Raw genomic sequence first — 18,450 nt, forward strand, 5'->3', positions numbered from 1 at the left:
CGGAGCTTGGCTCCGGTTTTTTTTGCCCGTTTATCGACGATATTAAACGTCGTGAATGCTCGGGTCGTCTTTGCAGCCATCTTTCGTGCAATGGCCATAAAGATACAGACTGTGGTTTGTGAGTCTGATGTTGAACTGATTTGCGATATCTTTCTGGCGCTGCTCGATGACATCATCAGTAAATTCGATAACGCGGCCACAGTCCAGACAAACTAAGTGATCGTGATGGTGTTGTGTCGCCAGTTCAAAAACCGATTTGCCACCTTCAAAGTGGTGACGGGTAACAATTCCGGCATCGTCAAACTGGTTAAGCACGCGATACACGGTAGCAAGTCCAATTTCTTCGCCGATATCGATAAGCTTTTTGTAGAGATCTTCAGCGCTGATGTGCTGGCAGTCCGGCTCTTGCAGTACTTCTAAGATCTTCAATCGAGGCAGCGTTACTTTCAGTCCTGCGTCTTTTAGTGCCTTGTTATTATCTGACATCCGGTTCTTTCCTACGTAATTGCTTTTTTCCCTGTGTGAGAGAACGGGAAAATTGATGTTTAGCGTAACAAATGTGATAAGACGTCGCCAGTGCAAAGGGGCAAATATCTGACCTAATTGGTTGGTTTTGCGGCTTGTTGTCGCATTGCAAAACTGGCAGTATTGACTGGTATGACCAGAAAAGGAATTCCTGTGTACAAATACTACAAACCCGGCATTGTGAAATTCGCCTTGAACTGTTGGCCTCCATTCTGGGGTGCGGGTATTAAGATCCTGAATATTAGCGAAGATTTCCGCCATGTTAAGATTCGTTTGAAACTCCGCTGGTGGAATAAAAACGCCAATCGAACCCAATACGGTGGCAGTATTTTCTCTATGACTGATCCTACTTATGCCCTCATGTTGATGGGGATCCTGGGAGAAAAATACTTTGTTTGGGACAAAGAGGCCGATATCAATTTTATCAAACCAGGTACCACAGATTTGTTCGCGGAATTTGTGATTTCTGAAGAAGCGATAACGTCTATTCAGCAAGCGACGGCGAACGGAGATAAGGTATTTCCGGAGTTCATCGTAAATGTGCAGGATGCCAATGGGGAAGTAGTGAGTCGAGTACGCCGCGTGCTGTATGTGCGGAAAAAACCAAAGTATCGTGAAGAAAAGTTAGCTTAAAGCCCTAAGACAGATACAAAAAACGCGCTCAAGGCGCGTTTTTTGTTGGGTGCTTGCTTAGCCTTCCAGCTCAGCCAGACACATTTCCTCGTAGACTTGGTTAACCCATTTTTCTACGCGGGCAGAAGTCAATTCTGGTTGGCGGTCTTCATCAACACATAGGCCGACAAAGTTGTTGTCATCAACCAGTGCTTTAGATGCCTCGAACTCGTAACCTTCTGTCGGCCAGTGACCAATAATGGTGCCGCCTTTGGTTTCTACGATGTCACGGATGGTACCCATCGCGTCACAGAAGTATTCCGCGTAGTCTTCCTGATCACCACAGCCAAAAATAGCGACCAACTTGGTAGAGAAATCGATCTGCTCAAGCTCTGGGAAGAAGTCGTCCCAGTCACATTGCGCTTCGCCGTAGTACCATGTTGGGATGCCAAGCAGAAGCAGATCAAAATTATTGATGTCTTCTTTGCTGCTCTTTGCAATGTCCTGAACATGGACCATGTGCTTGCCCAGTTGTTTTTGAATCATCTTGGCGATAGCTTCAGTGTTACCTGTATCGCTACCAAAGAAGAGACCTACGCTCGCCATAATAGAGAATACCTATTTATTGTTAATCGAGCCGCAATATACACAGCCCAGAATCTAAAGTGTAGAAGAAGGCTTCGCCTTCTTGCCGTTGTAATCTTTGTTAGGTGCCACAGTGGCAGGCTTAAATGCCTACGCCTTCCCAGAAAAGCTGGATCACGCCTTTGGTGATAAAGCCTGCACACCCAAGGAAAAGTACCAGCCACACAATTTTGCGGCCAAAAGGTGGGACTTTTCCTTCATTGAGCACATCCTTGATTGCCATGCCAATGAAAAAGAAGATACCTGCAAACAGCAGATCAAGACCTATCTTCTCGAGCAATTCGAAGTGCTCGTATAGCATTCCCGCCTCCGTTCGGAACCCATTTTCGCCGCGCACTATAGCACAAGTAAGACGGGTCTGTTAACGCTCTGAGTTTGTTAAAAAGCGAGTGATCACACGCGCTACTGTGTCCGGTTTTTCTGCGTGCAACCAATGCCCGGTGTTGGCAACGACGTGTGCCTTTGCTCGGGGGAACTGACGCTCAATATCTTCGCGATGTTCGGCGGAAATGTAGTCCGAGTTCGCACCTTTCAAAAACAAGGTATCACCCTCGAAGATCGCGTGTTCTTGCCAGCCAGTAATGTCGGCATAACGAGCTTCAAGTGTGGGGACGTTAAAACGCCAATCAAAAGTGCCATCTTCCGTTTTAGCGAGAGATTTCAACAGAAACTGACGAACGCCAGGCTCAACAATATGTTCAGCGAGTTTCGCTTCTGCTTCTTTTCGGCTCAAAATGGGCTGCGCCATACTGGCATTCAAACCAGCCAACACCGAATCATGGCGACGGACTTTGTACTCAACGGGCGCAATGTCCATCACGACCAAATCTTGCAGATAATCCGGGTGGAGCTGCGCAAGCATCATGGCCACTTTGCCACCCATGGAGTGACCGATAACAGTGACTTTCTCTATTTTCTGCTGATCAAGAAATTCTTTCACTGCGGTGGCTTGGGATACATAGTCAACGCTTTCAGAACGCGGAGACTGGCCATGATTAGGCAAATCAATTTGATAGACCTGATAATGTTCAGCCAATACTTTTGCTAATCCGCCGAGGTTGTCCAAACTGCCAAATAAGCCATGGATCAACAGTAGAGGCTTGCCTTCGCCCTGGATCTTAAAGTTCAGTTGCACTGCGTGTTTCCCGTAAAGTTCGTTGTTGAGCCTAGTATAACGATCCTGATGATGACTCAAAACCTTACCTCGATCACGAAGAGAGTTATTCTCACTGAAACCAGCATCTTGAGGTGGCTCGGGTACCCCTAACTCTGTATAATCGCAGCGTTGAATTGTAAACAGGACACGATGATCAAACGATGAAGACAATTGAGGTTGATGAAGAGCTATACCGGTACATTGCCAGCCAGACCCAGCACATTGGTGAAAGTGCATCGGACATTCTGCGCAGACTGCTGATGGCACCGCAGGTGGAGCAACAACCCGTTGCAACGTTGACACCGACCCCAGAGAAAAAGGGTATTGTGGTCAGTAAAGATGCGGGCAAAAGTGACACCGTTGATCGTGTAAAAGAAATGCGCTCCCTGTTGATCTCAGATGAATTCGCGGCGCAAGAGAAAGCCATCGGTCGCTTTATGCTGGTGCTTTCTACGTTGTACCGTATTGATTCCCAAGCGTTTGCCGAAGCAACGGCGCTGAAAGGACGCACGCGTGTTTACTTCGCGGATAACGAGCAGACTTTGCTCGAGAGCGGTAAAACGACCAAACCAAAACACATTCCGGAAACGCCATTTTGGGTGATCACCAATACCAACACAGGCCGCAAGCGTCAGATGGTTGAGCAGTTGATGACCAAAATGAATTTCTCCAACGACATCACTGAAAAAGTGGTAGGCGAGATTTAATCGCGCAACGTTTGGTGTAAAAAGAACATATCGATGAAGAGGCCTTGTCACTGACGGGCCTCTCACTATATCTAGACCTGTTGGGCGTTTAGTGCGGTGGTTATGCTGCCTCTCAACAGGTAACGTCAGAATTTTTTGTAAGGATGCGAGTAATGGCTAGCCATGAACGCGCTGGACAGCGAGCCCAGCAACAAGACCTCCATAATATTCCGATGCTGGTGTCGAACTATTTCCAATTGACACCAGATGCTGCGAATCCCGCCCACAAAGTAGAGTTCGGTACCTCTGGTCACCGCGGTTGCGCGGACAAAGTAACTTTTAACCAGCACCACATTTTAGCTATTGCTCAGGCAGTAGCAGAAGTACGAGCAGAGAAAGGTGTAACCGGTCCACTATTTGTGGGTAAAGACACCCATGCGCTGTCAGAGCCAGCGTTCTGTTCCGTTGTAGAAGTGCTGGTGGCAAATGGCGTGAGTGTGATTGCTCAGAAAGAGGGTGGGTATACACCGACCCCAGGCATCTCTCACGCGATCCTGACGCACAATCAGCAAAACGACGATAAAGCGGATGGCATTGTGATTACGCCTTCGCACAACCCACCTCAAGATGGTGGCATCAAATACAATCCGACACACGGTGGCCCGGCGGAAGGTGATCTCACTAAAGCTATTGAGCAGCGAGCCAATGCGCTGATTGCTGAAGGCTTGGCGGGTGTTCGCCGTATGACTTTTGCTGAAGCGGTGGCGAGCGATCTGTTTGTTGAAGCGGATCTGGTCATGCCATATGTGCAGGATTTAGCTTCTGTGGTTGATATGGATGCCATCAAAAAAGCGGGTCTTCGTATCGGTGTTGATCCATTAGGTGGTTCGGGTATTGATTACTGGAAAGCGATCACCGAGCACTTTGGTTTGGACATCACACTGGTTAACGACGATGTGGATCCGTCGTTCCGCTTTATGTCGCTTGATAAGGATGGTGTGATCCGTATGGATTGTTCATCACCGTCAGCGATGGCGGGTCTTCTCGCCTACAAAGACCAGTATGACCTGGCGTTTGGTAACGACCCCGATTTTGACCGCCATGGCATTGTCACGTCAGCCGGTCTGATGAATCCGAACCACTACCTTGCTGTGTGTATCGATTACCTTTACCAGCATCGTCCGCAGTGGGGCGCAGAAGTCGGTGTAGGTAAGACGCTGGTATCCAGTGCAATCATCGATAAAGTGGTGGCTAACCTTGGCCGAAAATTGTGTGAAGTACCAGTAGGCTTCAAGTGGTTTGTTGATGGCTTGTATTCAGGTGACATCGGCTTTGGTGGCGAAGAAAGTGCAGGAGCATCTTTCCTGCGTATGGACGGCACAGCTTGGGCGACGGATAAAGACGGTATTCTGCTTTGCCTTCTGGCGGCGGAGATTACCGCGGTGACAGGTAAGAACCCACAGCAGTACTATGACGAACTCGCGGCGAAGTTTGGTGCTTCCAGCTATGCGCGTTTGCAAGCTCCTGCAAACGGTGAGCAAAAAGCGGTGTTAAGCAAACTTTCTGCGGAAATGGTTACCGCTGAAACCTTGGCCGGTGACACGATCACAGCGAAACTGACTCATGCGCCGGGCAATGGTCAGGCGATTGGTGGTCTTAAGGTGACAACTGAGTTTGGTTGGTTTGCCGCGCGTCCATCCGGCACAGAAGATATTTATAAAATTTACTGTGAAAGCTTTAAAGGCGAAGAGCACCTTGCGCTGATCCAGAAAGAAGCACAAAGCATCGTGAGCGATGTATTTAAGGCTGCCGGGCTTTAATACTCCTCAGCGAAGTAAAAATTGAAAAACCACCGCATGGCGGTGGTTTTTTATATCTAAATAAGGGGCGGTTCAAAGAGAAGGCCAATTCTCTGGAACAACAAACCAGCGGTGACGGTTTTCGTCAATAAGATGTGTTGCCCTTGTGACAGTTTCTGGCAGCGAATATACAGGCAGATCTTCCAAAGAAGGGGCTTCCATCCACTGTGCTCTGGTTAGCTCGAAAAACTTTACATCTATAGGCAATTGGGAGGGCCAACACCAAAATCCATTGACGCTCTGCTCTTGCACATCTGGAGGCGAAGGCAAATCACTGAGAGGTAAGAAAGGATTGGTGTAAAGTCTGCCTTGAACGAGCAGTCTGCGTTTGGCTATCGGGTATTGGGAAAACTGCGTTTTGTATTCTTCAGTATCGGTAAGCATCAACTGTTGTTTGACCATCTTTTTGTGCTTCTTCGCCAACGTATCTTTTGCGTTCGGGCCTCGCCATTCTCCGTCAAACGCCAGATAAAACTTAATGGCAACTTCCCAGTGTTCCAACTCTCCGTTAGGGCTTGCAACGACAAAATCCACAGCACCAAGTGTGCGTTTCTCTCTCTCTACCTGTAATTCTTCGGCAACCAGTCGGTAAGTATCATTGTGATGCAAACATTGTTTGATCAGCCACTGGTAGTAGAAGCCAATCCGTTGACCTCCCTCATAGGCTGGGAATTGCTGGAATGAAATAGAAGACCAGAATGTGGGAGGGACGACGCTTGCGGCGTCTTGAACGATAATGTCTGTTGACTGCTGAATCCAAGCAATATCCCTTTGAACTTGAACACTGTCTGCGAACATGAATGACCTTCCTTGATAACTGTACCGAGAGCATATAGCAAACGAGGTTCACCTGCATCGTCATGGTGGTTAGAATATGTGTAACAGACACTGAGATTCAGGAAGAACATGAACAATTACCAACTCGAATCGCTCCTCAACGACTTTCTAAAGCCTTTCGCGATTAAAGATTACTGCCCAAATGGTATGCAGGTAGAAGGGAAGACTGAGGTGAAGAAAATCGTCACCGGTGTCACTGCTTCACAGGCACTAATAGATGCCGCGATTGAGCAGGGTGCAGACGCGCTGCTGGTTCACCATGGTTACTTTTGGCGGGGAGAGTCTGAGCCACTCAAAGGCATGAAATTTAAGCGTATCAAAGCGTTGATTGAGAATGGAATTAACCTCTATGCCTACCATTTACCACTGGATGTGCATCCTGAGGTGGGTAACAACGCACAACTTGCAAAACTGCTGGGTATCGAACAACGCGGTGGTTTAGAAGATGGCAATCCAAATTCGGTCGCTGTTTGGGGAGAGTTGCCGAATGCAATGTCTGCGAAGGAGTTTAGCGAACTACTGGCAATGAAATTAAACCGCGAACCACTGCATATTGAAAGCGGTGTTGCCAAGTCGATCAAGACAGTAGGTTGGTGCACAGGTGGTGGTCAGGACTTTATTGACCTGGCAGCAAGTAAAGGTATGGATGCTTTCGTTTCGGGTGAAATTTCTGAGCGCACGACGTATTCAGCCAGAGAGTTGGCTATCCATTATTTCAGTGCGGGACACCACGCGACAGAGCGCTATGGTGTGAAGGCTCTCGGCGAGTGGTTGGCGAACGAGCATGGTTTCGACGTGACCTTTATCGATATCGACAATCCAGTATAAGGTCGCTTACAAAACAAAAAACGCCGCGAGAAGCGGCGTTTTTTTCTTTGGCTTTTGCCTATTACTCGCGGTCTTTCAGAGGTTTGAAATCGCGCTTGTCGTAACCAGTGTAAAGCTGACGTGGACGACCGATTCGGTTTTGCGGGTCACTGTGCATTTCATTCCAGTGAGCGATCCAGCCGATGGTACGAGACATCGCGAAAATCACGGTGAACATCGACACTGGGATACCGATTGCTTTCAGAATGATGCCTGAGTAGAAGTCTACGTTCGGGTAGAGTTTCTTCTCGATGAAGTAAGGGTCAGAAAGTGCAATTCTTTCCAGCTCCATTGCTACATCCAGCAGAGGGTCATTGATTTTCAGCTCATCAAGAACTTCGTGACATGCTTCGTTCATGACGGTAGCACGCGGGTCGTAGTTCTTGTAAACGCGGTGACCGAAGCCCATCAGACGGAATGGGTCATCTTTGTCCTTAGCACGTTCAATGTACTCTGGAATGTTCTCTACAGAACCGATTTCTTCCAGCATGCGCAGACACGCTTCGTTAGCACCGCCGTGAGCAGGACCCCACAGTGAAGCAATACCCGCTGCAATACATGCAAATGGGTTTGCACCGGAAGAACCAGCCAAACGAACAGTAGACGTAGAAGCATTTTGCTCGTGGTCTGCGTGAAGGGTAAAGATTTTGTCCATTGCACGCGCAACAACAGGGTTCACTTCATACTCTTCTGCTGGTGTTGCAAACATCATATGCAGGAAGTTTTCAGCGTAATCCAGATCGTTACGTGGATAGATGAACGGTTGTCCGATCGAGTACTTGTAACACATCGCCGCCAACGTAGGCATCTTCGACAGAAGACGGAACGCAGTGATTTCGCGGTGCGTGTCGTTGTTGATGTCCAAAGAGTCGTGGTAGAACGCAGCCAGTGCGCCAACCACACCTACCATAACGGCCATTGGGTGGGCATCACGACGGAAACCATGGAAGAAACTCGCTATTTGCTCGTGAACCATGGTGTGGCGAGTTACGATACGACGGAACTCTTCGTATTGTTTAGGGCTTGGGGCTTCACCATATAGTAGGATGTAACAAACTTCCAAATAGTCAGCGTTATTGGCTAATTGATCAATTGGGTAGCCACGGTGCAATAGAACGCCAGCTGCGCCATCAATATATGTAATTTGTGACTCACACGACGCTGTTGCAACGAAACCTGGGTCAAACGTAAAAAAGCCGTTCGCACCCAATGCACGTACATCGATCACTTCTGGACCGACTGTGCCCCCTTTGATCGGCAGTTCGATAGGTGCTTTCCCTTCAATTTGTAGGGTAGCTTTCTTATCTGCCATAACATTCTCCTTTGTTTTTTTATAATCCTATCCCGGATACGGACCCCGTTGTTGTACCGATCGTCTCATTAGATGTCAATTTGCAGACGTGAACTTTGTCGGGTGTGCGCAAGTATCAAATTTATGTGCGCTTTAAGTTAATGCTCTGTTTCGGGATTTCCGTCAATTTTATTGGTTTGTGTTTAAATGTTACGGGGCATATACTCTCCGGCAGGTCTCTGGATATTACATAATGCCGGGGCGTTTCGGGGCTCAAATCGATATTTTCAATGCGGATTTCAGTGCTTCAACTGCAGTTAATAGCAGTGGCACGTGAAAACGTAATAAATGATGTTGTAGGTCTGGCGCAATAGCGAGATGTGATTCCAGAGAGTGTAATAACAATAATTTGCTCAATGGAGCTGAGTGGGCCATATCGTGAAAGTAAGAAAGCCAAGACCGGTAAACCTCGACCTCCAGACCATTCGCTTCCCTATCACAGCGATCGCGTCTATTACGCACCGTGTGTCGGGTGTCATCACCTTTATCTCGGTCGCCATCCTTCTCTGGCTGTTAAGCCTCTCCCTATCATCCCCTAGTGGTTTTGAAGCCGCCTCTGACATCGTAAACAGTTTCTTCGCCAAGTTTGTCCTGTGGGGCATTCTGACTGCGCTTGCCTATCACATTGTTGGCGGTATCCGTCACTTGTTGATGGACATGGGCCATTTTGAAGAGATGGAAGGTGGTTCGCAGAGCGCGAAAATCGGTTTCATCATCACTGCAGTGCTGTCTGTTTTAGCGGGGATTTTAGTATGGTAGGACACGTATCTTCTTTCGGCAGAAACGGGGTTCATGACTGGATCTTGCTCCGTGCGACTGCCATCATCATGACGCTTTACACCCTATATATGGTGGGTTTCTTTGCGTTTGGTCCCGAATTGACATATCAGAGCTGGATCGAGTTCTGGGGACAAACAAGCAACAAAGTTTTCACCATGTTGGCGCTGGTGTGCGTACTTATCCACGCTTGGATAGGTATGTGGCAGGTATTGACTGACTATATTAAGCCGACTGTGCTGCGTATGTTTATGCAGTTTGGTGTTGTCGCGCTGCTGTTTGTCTACCTGTTGACTGGCTTTTTTGTATTGTGGGGTGTGTAAGTGAGTATTCCAGTAAGAGAATTCGACGCAATTGTTATCGGTGCGGGTGGCGCAGGTATGCGCGCGGCACTGCAAATTTCTGAGCAGGGTCTTTCTTGTGCGCTGCTGTCTAAAGTTTTCCCAACCCGTTCCCACACCGTTTCTGCTCAGGGCGGTATCACGGTAGCGCTGGGTAATTCCCATGAAGATAACTGGGAATGGCACATGTATGACACGGTCAAAGGCTCCGACTACATCGGTGACCAAGACGCGATCGAGTACATGTGTAAAACCGGTCCTCAATCAATCATCGAACTGGAAAAAATGGGTCTTCCATTTTCCCGTTTCGATAACGGTCGCATTTATCAGCGCCCATTCGGTGGACAGTCTAAAGCTTTTGGCGGCGAGCAGGCTGCGCGCACTGCAGCAGCAGCTGATCGTACTGGCCATGCACTGCTTCACACCTTGTACCAGCAAAACATCAAGAACAAGACCACCATCTTCTCTGAGTGGTACGCGTTGGATCTGGTGAAAAACCAGGACGGCGCAGTTGTTGGTGCAACTGCGATGGACATGGAAAGCGGCGAAATTTGTTACTTCAAAGCGAAGGCAACTGTCTTGGCGACAGGCGGTGCGGGCCGTATTTACCAGTCAACGACGAATGCGCACATCAATACAGGTGATGGCGTAGGTATGGCGCTGCGTGCAGGCGTACCAATGCAAGACATGGAAATGTGGCAGTTCCACCCAACCGGTATCGCAGGTGCAGGTGTACTTGTGACGGAAGGTTGTCGCGGTGAAGGTGGTTACCTTCTCAATAAAGATGGTGAGCGCTTCATGGAGCGTTATGCACCAAACGCGAAAGACCTCGCGGGTCGAGACGTTGTTGCACGTTCAATGATGGTTGAAATTCGTGAAGGCCGTGGTTGTGAAGGCCCATGGGGTCCACACATTAAACTGAAACTGGATCACTTAGGTAAAGATGTTCTCGAAGCGCGTCTGCCAGGTATTCTTGAGCTGTCCCGCACATTTGCTCACGTTGATCCAATCAAAGAGCCAATCCCTGTTATCCCTACCTGTCACTACATGATGGGCGGTGTACCAACGCAGGTTTCTGGCCAAGCGATCAAGCAAGACGCAAACGGTAATGATGTGGAAGTACAAGGCCTGTTTGCATGTGGTGAAATCGCTAGCGTATCTGTTCACGGTGCAAACCGTTTGGGTGGTAACTCGCTGCTTGATCTCGTGGTATTTGGCCGCGCAACAGGTTTGCACTTGGGTGAAACTCTGGCTGCACAGGTTGAAGCACGTGATGCGTCAGAGTCTGACATCGAAGCGTCTCTGGCACGTGTCAACCGCTGGAATACAACCCAGAAAGGTGAAGACCCAGTTCAAATCCGCAAGGACCTTCAATCTTGTATGCAGAACAACTTCTCGGTATTCCGCGAAGGCGATGCGATGGCAAAAGGTCTGGAAGAGCTCAAAGTTATCCGCGAACGTCTGAAAGAAGCGCGCCTGGATGATACTTCCTCAGAATTTAACACTCAGCGTGTTGAGTGTCTGGAGCTGGACAACCTGATGGAGACAGCATTCTCTACAGCAGTTGCCGCAAATTACCGTACTGAGAGCCGTGGTGCACACGCACGCTTTGACTTCCAAGAGCGTGATGATGAGAACTGGCTGTGCCACACCATCTACAACCCGGAAACAGAAGCGATGTCAAAGCGTGATGTGAACATGACGCCAGTACATCGTGAAGCTTTCCCACCGAAAGCGCGTACTTACTAAGGGAGGTAGAAGATTATGAAACTGAATTTTTCTGTATACCGTTACAACCCGGACGTTGATGACGCGCCACACATGAAAGGGTACACCCTGGAAGTGCCTGACGGTTCTGACATGATGGTACTAGACGCACTGATCCTGCTGAAAGAGCAAGATCCAACGCTGTCATTCCGTCGTTCATGCCGTGAAGGTGTATGTGGTTCTGATGGTATTAACATGAACGGTAAGAATGGTTTGGCATGTATCACACCCTTGTCAGCGCTGACTGACAAGTCGAGCATTGTGATTCGTCCACTGCCTGGCTTGCCTGTGGTTCGTGACCTGATTGTCGATATGACTCAGTTCTACCAGAACTATGAGCGTGTTAAGCCTTACCTGATTAATGACAGCACACCGCCATCGCGTGAGAATCTTCAATCGCCTGACGACCGTGCTCACCTTGATGGTCTGTATGAGTGCATCATGTGTGCATGTTGTACCACCTCGTGCCCATCGTTCTGGTGGAACCCAGATAAGTTCGTAGGTCCTGCGGGACTTCTGGCTGCATATCGTTGGCTGATTGACAGCCGCGACACTGCCACAGATGAGCGTTTATCAGATCTGGACGACGCTTTTAGCGTTTTCCGTTGCCATAGCATCATGAACTGTGTAAATGTTTGTCCTAAAGGGCTAAATCCTACGAAGGCAATCGGCCATATTCGTTCAATGCTGCTTAAACGCGCAGTGTAATATCGGCCTCTGTACACCTACATATATCAAGATTTAGGCTCCCTTTCGGGGGAGCTTAAAAGGAACGCCGGCTAACCCCCGGTCGTAGCAACATAAAAACTAAGTGGTTAAGGGATAACAATGCAAAATGGCGTGATGAAGGCTTGGTTTGAGTCTTCTCATTTGGCTGGCGCCAATGCAACTTACGTAGAAGATCTCTACGAACTGTACCTCAGTGACCCCGAGTCTGTAGATAGCGAATGGCGAGCAGTTTTTGATGAACTGCCTGTCGTGAATGGCAACGCAACCGAGCAACCCCACTCAAGAGTTCGTGAATATTTCCGCAGACTTGCTACCGAGACAGCGCATTTCAGTGCATCAGTCAGTGATCCGGACGTCGACGCGAAACAGGTAAAAGTTCTCCAACTTATCAACGCCTACCGTTTCCGTGGACACCAACAAGCAAATCTGGACCCTCTCGGTCTTTGGCAGCGCGATCGCGTGCCTGACTTAGACCCATCTTTTCATAGTCTGAACGAAGACGATTTCCAAGAGACGTTTAACGTTGGTTCTTTTGCCATTGGGCAAGAGAGCATGAAGCTAGCCGATCTCTATGACGCATTGACCAAGACCTACTGTGGTTCTATCGGTGCCGAATACATGCACATCACCAATACAGAAGAGAAACGCTGGATTCAGCAGCGTCTTGAGTCTGTGATTGGCCAGCCAGAATTTTCAAGCGACGAGAAAATTACTTTGCTGGAAGAGCTGACGGCAGCGGAAGGTCTCGAACGTTACTTGGGCGCAAAATTCCCAGGCGCGAAGCGTTTCTCATTGGAAGGCGGTGATGCGCTGATCCCAATGGTGAAAGAAGTGATTCGCCATTCAGGTACGCAAGGTGTGCGTGAAGTAGTCGTTGGCATGGCGCACCGTGGTCGTTTGAACATGCTGGTCAACGTTCTGGGTAAGAAGCCTTCTGAGCTGTTTGACGAGTTTGCGGGTAAACATAGCGACTCTTGGGGAACGGGTGACGTGAAATATCACCAAGGTTTCTCAAGTGACTTTGCAACGCCGGGCGGTGACGTTCACCTGGTACTGGCATTTAACCCGTCTCACCTGGAAATCGTTAATCCAGTGGTCATGGGCTCAGTACGTGCGCGTCAAGATCGTCTTGGTGACAAAGACGGCTCAATGGTTCTGCCGATCACCATCCATGGTGACTCAGCGATTGCTGGTCAGGGTGTCGTGCAGGAGACGTTTAACATGTCTCAGGCACGTGGCTACAAGGTTGGCGGTACTATCCGTATCGTGGTTAACAACCAAGTGGGCTTTACCACTTCGAACCCGAACGACACACGCTCAACGCAATACTGTACTGACATCGCGAAGATGGTTCAGGCGCCAATCTTCCACGTGAATGCAGATGATCCGGAAGCGGTGGCATTTGTTGCACGCCTGGCAATTGATTACCGAAACGAATTCAAGCGCGATGTGGTGATTGATCTGGTGTGTTACCGCCGTCATGGTCACAACGAAGCGGATGAGCCGAATGCGACTCAGCCTCTGATGTACCAAAAGATCAAAAAGCACCCAACGCCACGTAAGCTCTATGCCGATGTCCTGTCAGACAAAGGTGTTGCCGACGTTGAAAAAGCCACCGAGTTGGTGAACGGTTATCGTGACGCGCTGGATCACGGCGAAATCGTGGTGAAAGAGTACCGCCCAATGGCGCTTCACTCTGTTGACTGGTCTCCATACTTGGGTCACGACTGGACAGTTGAATGGCCAAATACATTTGATAAGCAGCGCTTGGTTGAGCTCGCTAAACGTATTTGTACTTATCCAGAGAGCCACAAGCTTCACAGCCGCGTTAACAAGCTGTACAACGATCGCCTTGCGATGGCCAACGGTGAGAAAGCGTTGGATTGGGGCATGGCTGAAACACTGGCTTATGCAACGATTGTCGATGAGAGTCGTCGCATCCGTATCACGGGTCAGGACTCCGGGCGTGGTACCTTCTTCCACCGTCATGCTGTATTGCACAACCAAAACGATGCAAGCACCTATATTCCGCTGACTAACATTCATGACAAACAAGGCCCATTCCAGGTCTTTGATTCTGTGTTGTCAGAAGAAGCGGTACTGGCGTTTGAATACGGCTATGCGACTGCAGAACCTGGTGGTCTGACAGTTTGGGAAGCACAGTTCGGTGACTTCGCAAACGGCGCACAGGTTGTTATCGACCAGTTCATTAGTTCGGGTGAGCAGAAGTGGGGTCGTATGTGTGGCTTGACCATGCTGCTGCCTCATGGCTATGAAGGTCAGGGTCCAGAGCACTCCTCTGCACGCCTTGAGCGTTACTTGCAACTTTGCGCTGAGCAAAACATGCAGGTTATCGTCCCTTCAACGCCAGCACAGGTTTACCACATGCTGCGTCGCCAGGTGTTCCGCCCAATGCGTCGCCCTCTGATTGTGATGTCGCCTAAATCATTGCTCCGTCATCCACTGTGTACTTCAACACTGGATGAACTTGCTGATGGCAACTTCCAACCAGCAATCGGCGAGATTGACGATCTGGATCCAAAAGCGGTCAAACGTGTCGTGATGTGTTCGGGTAAAGTCTACTTTGACTTGCTGGAAGCGCGTCGCAAAGAAGAAATTAAAGATGTCGCCATCATTCGTATTGAGCAGATCTACCCGTTCCCGAAAGAGGACGTACAGGCTGCGATCAGCGAATATGTCAACGCCAAAGATTTTGTCTGGTGCCAGGAAGAGCCTCAAAACCAAGGCGCTTGGTACAGCAGCCAGCACAATTTCCGCTTGGCCATCCCGGCTGATGCCACCCTAAGCTATGCAGGCCGTGCGGCTTCTGCATCGCCAGCGGTAGGTTACATGTCGGTACACTTAAAACAACAAAAGGCGTTGATTGAAGACGCTCTTACCCTGAATTAAGAACTAGAAAGCTAAGGAATTAAACGAAATGACAATCGAAATTCTGGTTCCCGACCTACCTGAATCTGTTGCTGATGCAACAGTGGCGACATGGCACAAGAAACCAGGCGATGCGGTAAGCCGTGACGAAGTACTGGTTGATATTGAAACAGATAAAGTGGTTCTGGAAGTTCCAGCACCAGATGATGGCGTGCTAGAAGCCATTGTTGAAGAAGAAGGTGCGACTGTTCTGTCTAAGCAACTGCTTGCTAAGCTCAAGCCTGGTGCTGTTGCTGGCGAACCTACTCAAGACGCGCCAGCGTCTTCTGAAGCATCGCCTGACAAGCGTCACACTGCTTCTCTTTCTGAAGAGTCTAACGATGCCCTGAGCCCAGCTGTTCGCCGCCTTCTAGCAGAGAATGATCTGACGCCTGAGCAAATCAAAGGCACCGGTGTTGGCGGTCGAATCACTCGCGAAGACGTGGATGCCTTCCTGAAAAGTGGCGGTGCGAAAGCGGCTGCCGCAGCGCCAGCTGCAGCCAAAGATGAAGCGCCTGCACTTGGCCACCGTAGCGAGAAACGTGTTCCTATGACACGTCTTCGTAAGCGTGTTGCCGAGCGTCTGTTGGAAGCGAAAAACAGCACTGCGATGCTGACCACGTTTAACGAAGTGAACATGAAGCCAATCATGGACATTCGTAAACAATACAAAGATGTTTTCGAAGAGCGCCATGGTATTCGTTTGGGCTTCATGTCTTTCTACGTGAAAGCGGTTGTTGAAGCGCTGAAGCGCTACCCAGAAGTGAATGCGTCAATTGATGGTGATGACATTGTTTATCACAACTTCTTTGACGTAAGCATGGCCGTTTCGACTCCTCGTGGTCTAGTAACGCCAGTATTGCGTGACTGTGACCGCCTGGGCCTGGCTGAGATCGAAAAAGGGATCAAAGAGCTGGCTATTAAGGGCCGTGACGGTAAGCTGACGGTTGACGAACTGACCGGCGGTAATTTCACCATCACCAACGGTGGTGTATTTGGTTCTCTGATGTCGACGCCGATTATCAACCCACCACAAGCTGCTATTCTTGGTATGCACAAGATCCAAGAGCGTCCAATGGCAGTCGATGGCAAGGTTGAAATTCTGCCAATGATGTACCTTGCTCTTTCTTACGATCACCGTTTGATCGATGGACGCGAGTCTGTTGGTTTCTTGGTGACTGTAAAAGAGCTTTTAGAAGACCCAACGCGTCTGCTGCTTGACGTATAAGCAGCCCGGTTTTTACCGGATAACAGGGGGCTGGAGCCCCCTGTGTGGAAAGCAAATTAAACCTATAAAACGGAAATAGACACGGATAGAACATCATGAATCTGCACGAATATCAGTCAAAACAGCTGTTTGCTGAATATGGGCTGCCAGTATCCGAAGGGTATGCCTGTGACACTCCTCAAGAAGCTGCTGAAGCTGCCGACAAGCTTGGCGGAAATAAGTGGGTTGTTAAATGTCAGGTACACGCTGGCGGTCGCGGTAAAGCGGGCGGTGTGAAACTGGTTAGCAACAAAGAAGAAATCAAAGAATTCGCACAAAACTGGTTGGGCAAAAATCTGGTGACTTACCAGACAGATGCAAATGGCCAGCCTGTTAGCAAAATCCTGGTTGAAGAGTGTACTGACATTGCTCAAGAGCTCTACCTGGGTGCAGTAGTAGACCGTGGTACACGTCGCGTTGTTTTCATGGCATCGACTGAAGGTGGTGTGGAAATCGAAAAAGTCGCTGAAGAGACGCCAGAGCTGATCCACAAAGCTGCGATCGATCCATTGGTTGGTCCTCAGCCATATCAAGGCCGCCAACTGGCATTCAAGCTGGGTCTACAAGGCGAGCAAATCAAGCAATTCACCAAAATTTTCATGGGTATTGCAAAGCTGTTCATCGAGCGCGATGTTGCGCTGGTGGAAGTGAACCCATTGGTTATCACTGATCAGGGTAACCTGCACTGTCTGGATGCAAAACTGGCTGTTGATAGCAACGCTGTTTACCGTCAGCCAAAAATCCGTGAAATGCACGATCCATCTCAGGACGATCCACGTGAAGCACACGCTGCACAGTGGGAACTGAACTATGTTGCTCTGGACGGCAGCATTGGTTGCATGGTTAACGGTGCGGGCCTGGCAATGGGTACCATGGATATCGTTAACCTGCATGGCGGCAGCCCTGCAAACTTCCTGGATGTTGGTGGCGGCGCAACCAAAGAGCGCGTTACTGAAGCATTCAAAATCATCCTCTCTGACGACAACGTAAAAGCTGTTCTGGTGAACATCTTCGGCGGTATCGTACGCTGTGACCTGATCGCAGACGGAATCATCGGTGCGGTAGAAGAAGTTGGCGTTAAAGTACCGGTTGTTGTTCGCCTTGAAGGTAACAACGCTGAGCTTGGCGCGAAGAAACTGGCTGAGTCAGGCCTGAACATTATTGCTGCGACCTCACTGACTGAAGCAGCAGAGAAAGTTGTTGCTGCAGCGGAGGGCAAATAATGTCTGTTTTGATTAACAAAGATACCAAAGTAATCTGTCAGGGTTTCACCGGTGGTCAGGGTACTTTCCACTCAGAGCAAGCGATCGAGTACGGAACGCAAATGGTTGGTGGTGTATCACCAGGCAAAGGCGGCACGACTCATCTGGGTCTTCCAGTGTTCAATACTGTGGCAGAAGCCGTGGAAGCAACTGGCGCGACAGCGACTGTAATCTACGTACCAGCTCCGTTCTGTAAAGATGCGATCCTGGAAGCGATTGATGCAGGTATCGAACTGATTGTGACCATCACCGAAGGTATCCCTACGCTGGATATGCTGGAAGTGAAGGTGAAGCTGGATGAAGCTGGCGTTCGCATGATCGGTCCGAACTGCCCAGGCGTTATCACTCCGGGCGAATGTAAGATTGGCATCATGCCTGGCCACATCCACAAGCCAGGTAAAGTGGGTATCGTATCTCGTTCAGGTACCCTGACTTATGAAGCGGTTAAGCAGACGACTGACGAAGGTTTCGGCCAATCTACTTGTGTAGGTATCGGTGGTGACCCAATCCCAGGCTCTAACTTCATTGACGTTCTGAAAATGTTCGAAGAAGATCCACAGACTGAAGCGATTGTCATGATCGGTGAAATCGGTGGTACTGCAGAAGAAGAAGCAGCGGCATTCATCAAAGAGAATGTGACTAAGCCAGTTGTTTCTTACATCGCTGGTGTGACTGCTCCTCCGGGCAAGCGTATGGGTCACGCAGGTGCGATCATCTCTGGCGGTAAAGGTACTGCGGAAGACAAATTCGCAGCGCTGGAAGCGGCCGGCGTAACCACAGTGAAAAGCCTTGCTGATATCGGTAAAGCACTGCGTTCACGTACTGGTTGGTAAGCAAATCA

Annotated in this window: 18 protein-coding genes; 12 read left to right on the forward strand and 6 right to left on the reverse strand. The window is 49.2% G+C overall.

Annotation, left to right across the window (positions count from 1 at the left end; translation table 11 throughout):
• Nucleotides 1–42: 42 nt before the first annotated feature.
• Nucleotides 43–486: a ferric iron uptake transcriptional regulator gene (fur, locus tag RN22_RS15955; RefSeq protein ID WP_002539579.1), complete on the reverse strand. Its 444-nt coding sequence runs from the start codon at nucleotides 484–486 to the stop codon at nucleotides 43–45.
• A 192-nt stretch (nucleotides 487–678) separates the two neighbouring features.
• On the opposite strand from fur, the gene RN22_RS15960 reads away from it, so the two are divergent.
• Nucleotides 679–1,158, forward strand: coding sequence for a DUF4442 domain-containing protein (locus RN22_RS15960; RefSeq protein WP_046305711.1), 480 nt, complete (start codon nucleotides 679–681; stop codon nucleotides 1,156–1,158).
• 57 nt (nucleotides 1,159–1,215) lie between these two features.
• On the opposite strand, the gene fldA is transcribed toward RN22_RS15960, so the two are convergent.
• The 3 genes from fldA to RN22_RS15975 form a co-directional block, all read right to left on the reverse strand.
• On the reverse strand, nucleotides 1,216–1,743 hold the full coding sequence (gene fldA, locus RN22_RS15965; protein ID WP_046305712.1) for a flavodoxin FldA: 528 nt from the start codon (nucleotides 1,741–1,743) through the stop codon (nucleotides 1,216–1,218).
• Between the two features lie 121 nt (nucleotides 1,744–1,864).
• Nucleotides 1,865–2,083, reverse strand: a complete 219-nt coding sequence (locus tag RN22_RS15970; protein WP_005506339.1) for a DUF2788 domain-containing protein — start codon at nucleotides 2,081–2,083, stop codon at nucleotides 1,865–1,867.
• A gap of 60 nt (nucleotides 2,084–2,143) precedes the next feature.
• Nucleotides 2,144–2,917, reverse strand: a complete 774-nt coding sequence (locus RN22_RS15975; RefSeq protein ID WP_046305713.1) for an alpha/beta fold hydrolase — start codon at nucleotides 2,915–2,917, stop codon at nucleotides 2,144–2,146.
• Between the two features lie 182 nt (nucleotides 2,918–3,099).
• Between RN22_RS15975 and seqA the strand changes: the two genes are divergently transcribed.
• Together seqA and pgm are read left to right on the forward strand one after the other, a co-directional pair.
• Nucleotides 3,100–3,645: a replication initiation negative regulator SeqA gene (seqA, locus tag RN22_RS15980; RefSeq protein ID WP_046305715.1), complete on the forward strand. Its 546-nt coding sequence runs from the start codon at nucleotides 3,100–3,102 to the stop codon at nucleotides 3,643–3,645.
• Between the two features lie 152 nt (nucleotides 3,646–3,797).
• Nucleotides 3,798–5,444 carry a phosphoglucomutase (alpha-D-glucose-1,6-bisphosphate-dependent) gene (gene pgm / locus RN22_RS15985; RefSeq protein ID WP_046305716.1) on the forward strand — a complete coding sequence of 549 codons (1,647 nt, stop codon included), beginning with the start codon at nucleotides 3,798–3,800 and terminating at the stop codon, nucleotides 5,442–5,444.
• Between the two features lie 72 nt (nucleotides 5,445–5,516).
• Here pgm and RN22_RS15990 read toward each other — a convergent pair whose 3' ends face one another.
• Complete coding sequence (locus RN22_RS15990) at nucleotides 5,517–6,281, reverse strand: DUF1853 family protein (protein ID WP_046305718.1); 765 nt, start codon at nucleotides 6,279–6,281, stop codon at nucleotides 5,517–5,519.
• Between the two features lie 108 nt (nucleotides 6,282–6,389).
• Between RN22_RS15990 and RN22_RS15995 the strand changes: the two genes are divergently transcribed.
• Nucleotides 6,390–7,148, forward strand: a complete 759-nt coding sequence (locus RN22_RS15995) for a Nif3-like dinuclear metal center hexameric protein (RefSeq protein WP_046305719.1) — start codon at nucleotides 6,390–6,392, stop codon at nucleotides 7,146–7,148.
• 61 nt (nucleotides 7,149–7,209) lie between these two features.
• Here RN22_RS15995 and RN22_RS16000 read toward each other — a convergent pair whose 3' ends face one another.
• Nucleotides 7,210–8,499, reverse strand: coding sequence for a citrate synthase (locus tag RN22_RS16000; protein WP_002539570.1), 1,290 nt, complete (start codon nucleotides 8,497–8,499; stop codon nucleotides 7,210–7,212).
• Between the two features lie 405 nt (nucleotides 8,500–8,904).
• Here RN22_RS16000 and sdhC point away from each other — a divergent pair, with 405 nt between their 5' ends.
• The 8 genes from sdhC to sucD all read left to right on the forward strand — a co-directional run bounded on the left by sdhC (nucleotide 8,905) and on the right by sucD (nucleotide 18,442).
• A complete protein-coding gene (gene sdhC, locus RN22_RS16005) occupies nucleotides 8,905–9,297 on the forward strand; it encodes a succinate dehydrogenase cytochrome b556 subunit (protein ID WP_046305722.1) in 393 nt (130 codons plus the stop codon).
• The gene (gene sdhD / locus RN22_RS16010) at nucleotides 9,291–9,638 is read left to right on the forward strand and encodes a succinate dehydrogenase, hydrophobic membrane anchor protein (protein ID WP_002539568.1); all 348 of its coding nucleotides are present in this window, start codon (nucleotides 9,291–9,293) and stop codon (nucleotides 9,636–9,638) included. Before sdhC ends, sdhD begins: the two co-directional genes overlap by 7 nt.
• Complete coding sequence (sdhA, locus tag RN22_RS16015) at nucleotides 9,639–11,405, forward strand: succinate dehydrogenase flavoprotein subunit (RefSeq protein ID WP_002539566.1); 1,767 nt, start codon at nucleotides 9,639–9,641, stop codon at nucleotides 11,403–11,405.
• Nucleotides 11,406–11,420: 15 nt separating this feature from the next.
• Entirely contained in the window at nucleotides 11,421–12,131 is a 711-nt protein-coding gene (locus RN22_RS16020) for a succinate dehydrogenase iron-sulfur subunit (RefSeq protein WP_002539565.1), read from the forward strand.
• Nucleotides 12,132–12,251: 120 nt separating this feature from the next.
• On the forward strand, nucleotides 12,252–15,062 hold the full coding sequence (sucA, locus tag RN22_RS16025; RefSeq protein ID WP_046305724.1) for a 2-oxoglutarate dehydrogenase E1 component: 2,811 nt from the start codon (nucleotides 12,252–12,254) through the stop codon (nucleotides 15,060–15,062).
• A gap of 28 nt (nucleotides 15,063–15,090) precedes the next feature.
• Entirely contained in the window at nucleotides 15,091–16,308 is a 1,218-nt protein-coding gene (gene odhB, locus RN22_RS16030; RefSeq protein WP_002539562.1) for a 2-oxoglutarate dehydrogenase complex dihydrolipoyllysine-residue succinyltransferase, read from the forward strand.
• A 95-nt stretch (nucleotides 16,309–16,403) separates the two neighbouring features.
• Complete coding sequence (sucC, locus tag RN22_RS16035) at nucleotides 16,404–17,570, forward strand: ADP-forming succinate--CoA ligase subunit beta (protein ID WP_002539561.1); 1,167 nt, start codon at nucleotides 16,404–16,406, stop codon at nucleotides 17,568–17,570.
• A complete protein-coding gene (gene sucD / locus RN22_RS16040; RefSeq protein WP_002539560.1) occupies nucleotides 17,570–18,442 on the forward strand; it encodes a succinate--CoA ligase subunit alpha in 873 nt (290 codons plus the stop codon). Before sucC ends, sucD begins: the two co-directional genes overlap by 1 nt.
• The last annotated feature ends 8 nt before the right edge of the window (nucleotides 18,443–18,450 follow it).

The sequence above is a fragment of the Grimontia sp. AD028 genome, assembly GCF_000973155.1.
In the GTDB taxonomy this organism is placed as follows: domain Bacteria; phylum Pseudomonadota; class Gammaproteobacteria; order Enterobacterales; family Vibrionaceae; genus Enterovibrio; species Enterovibrio indicus.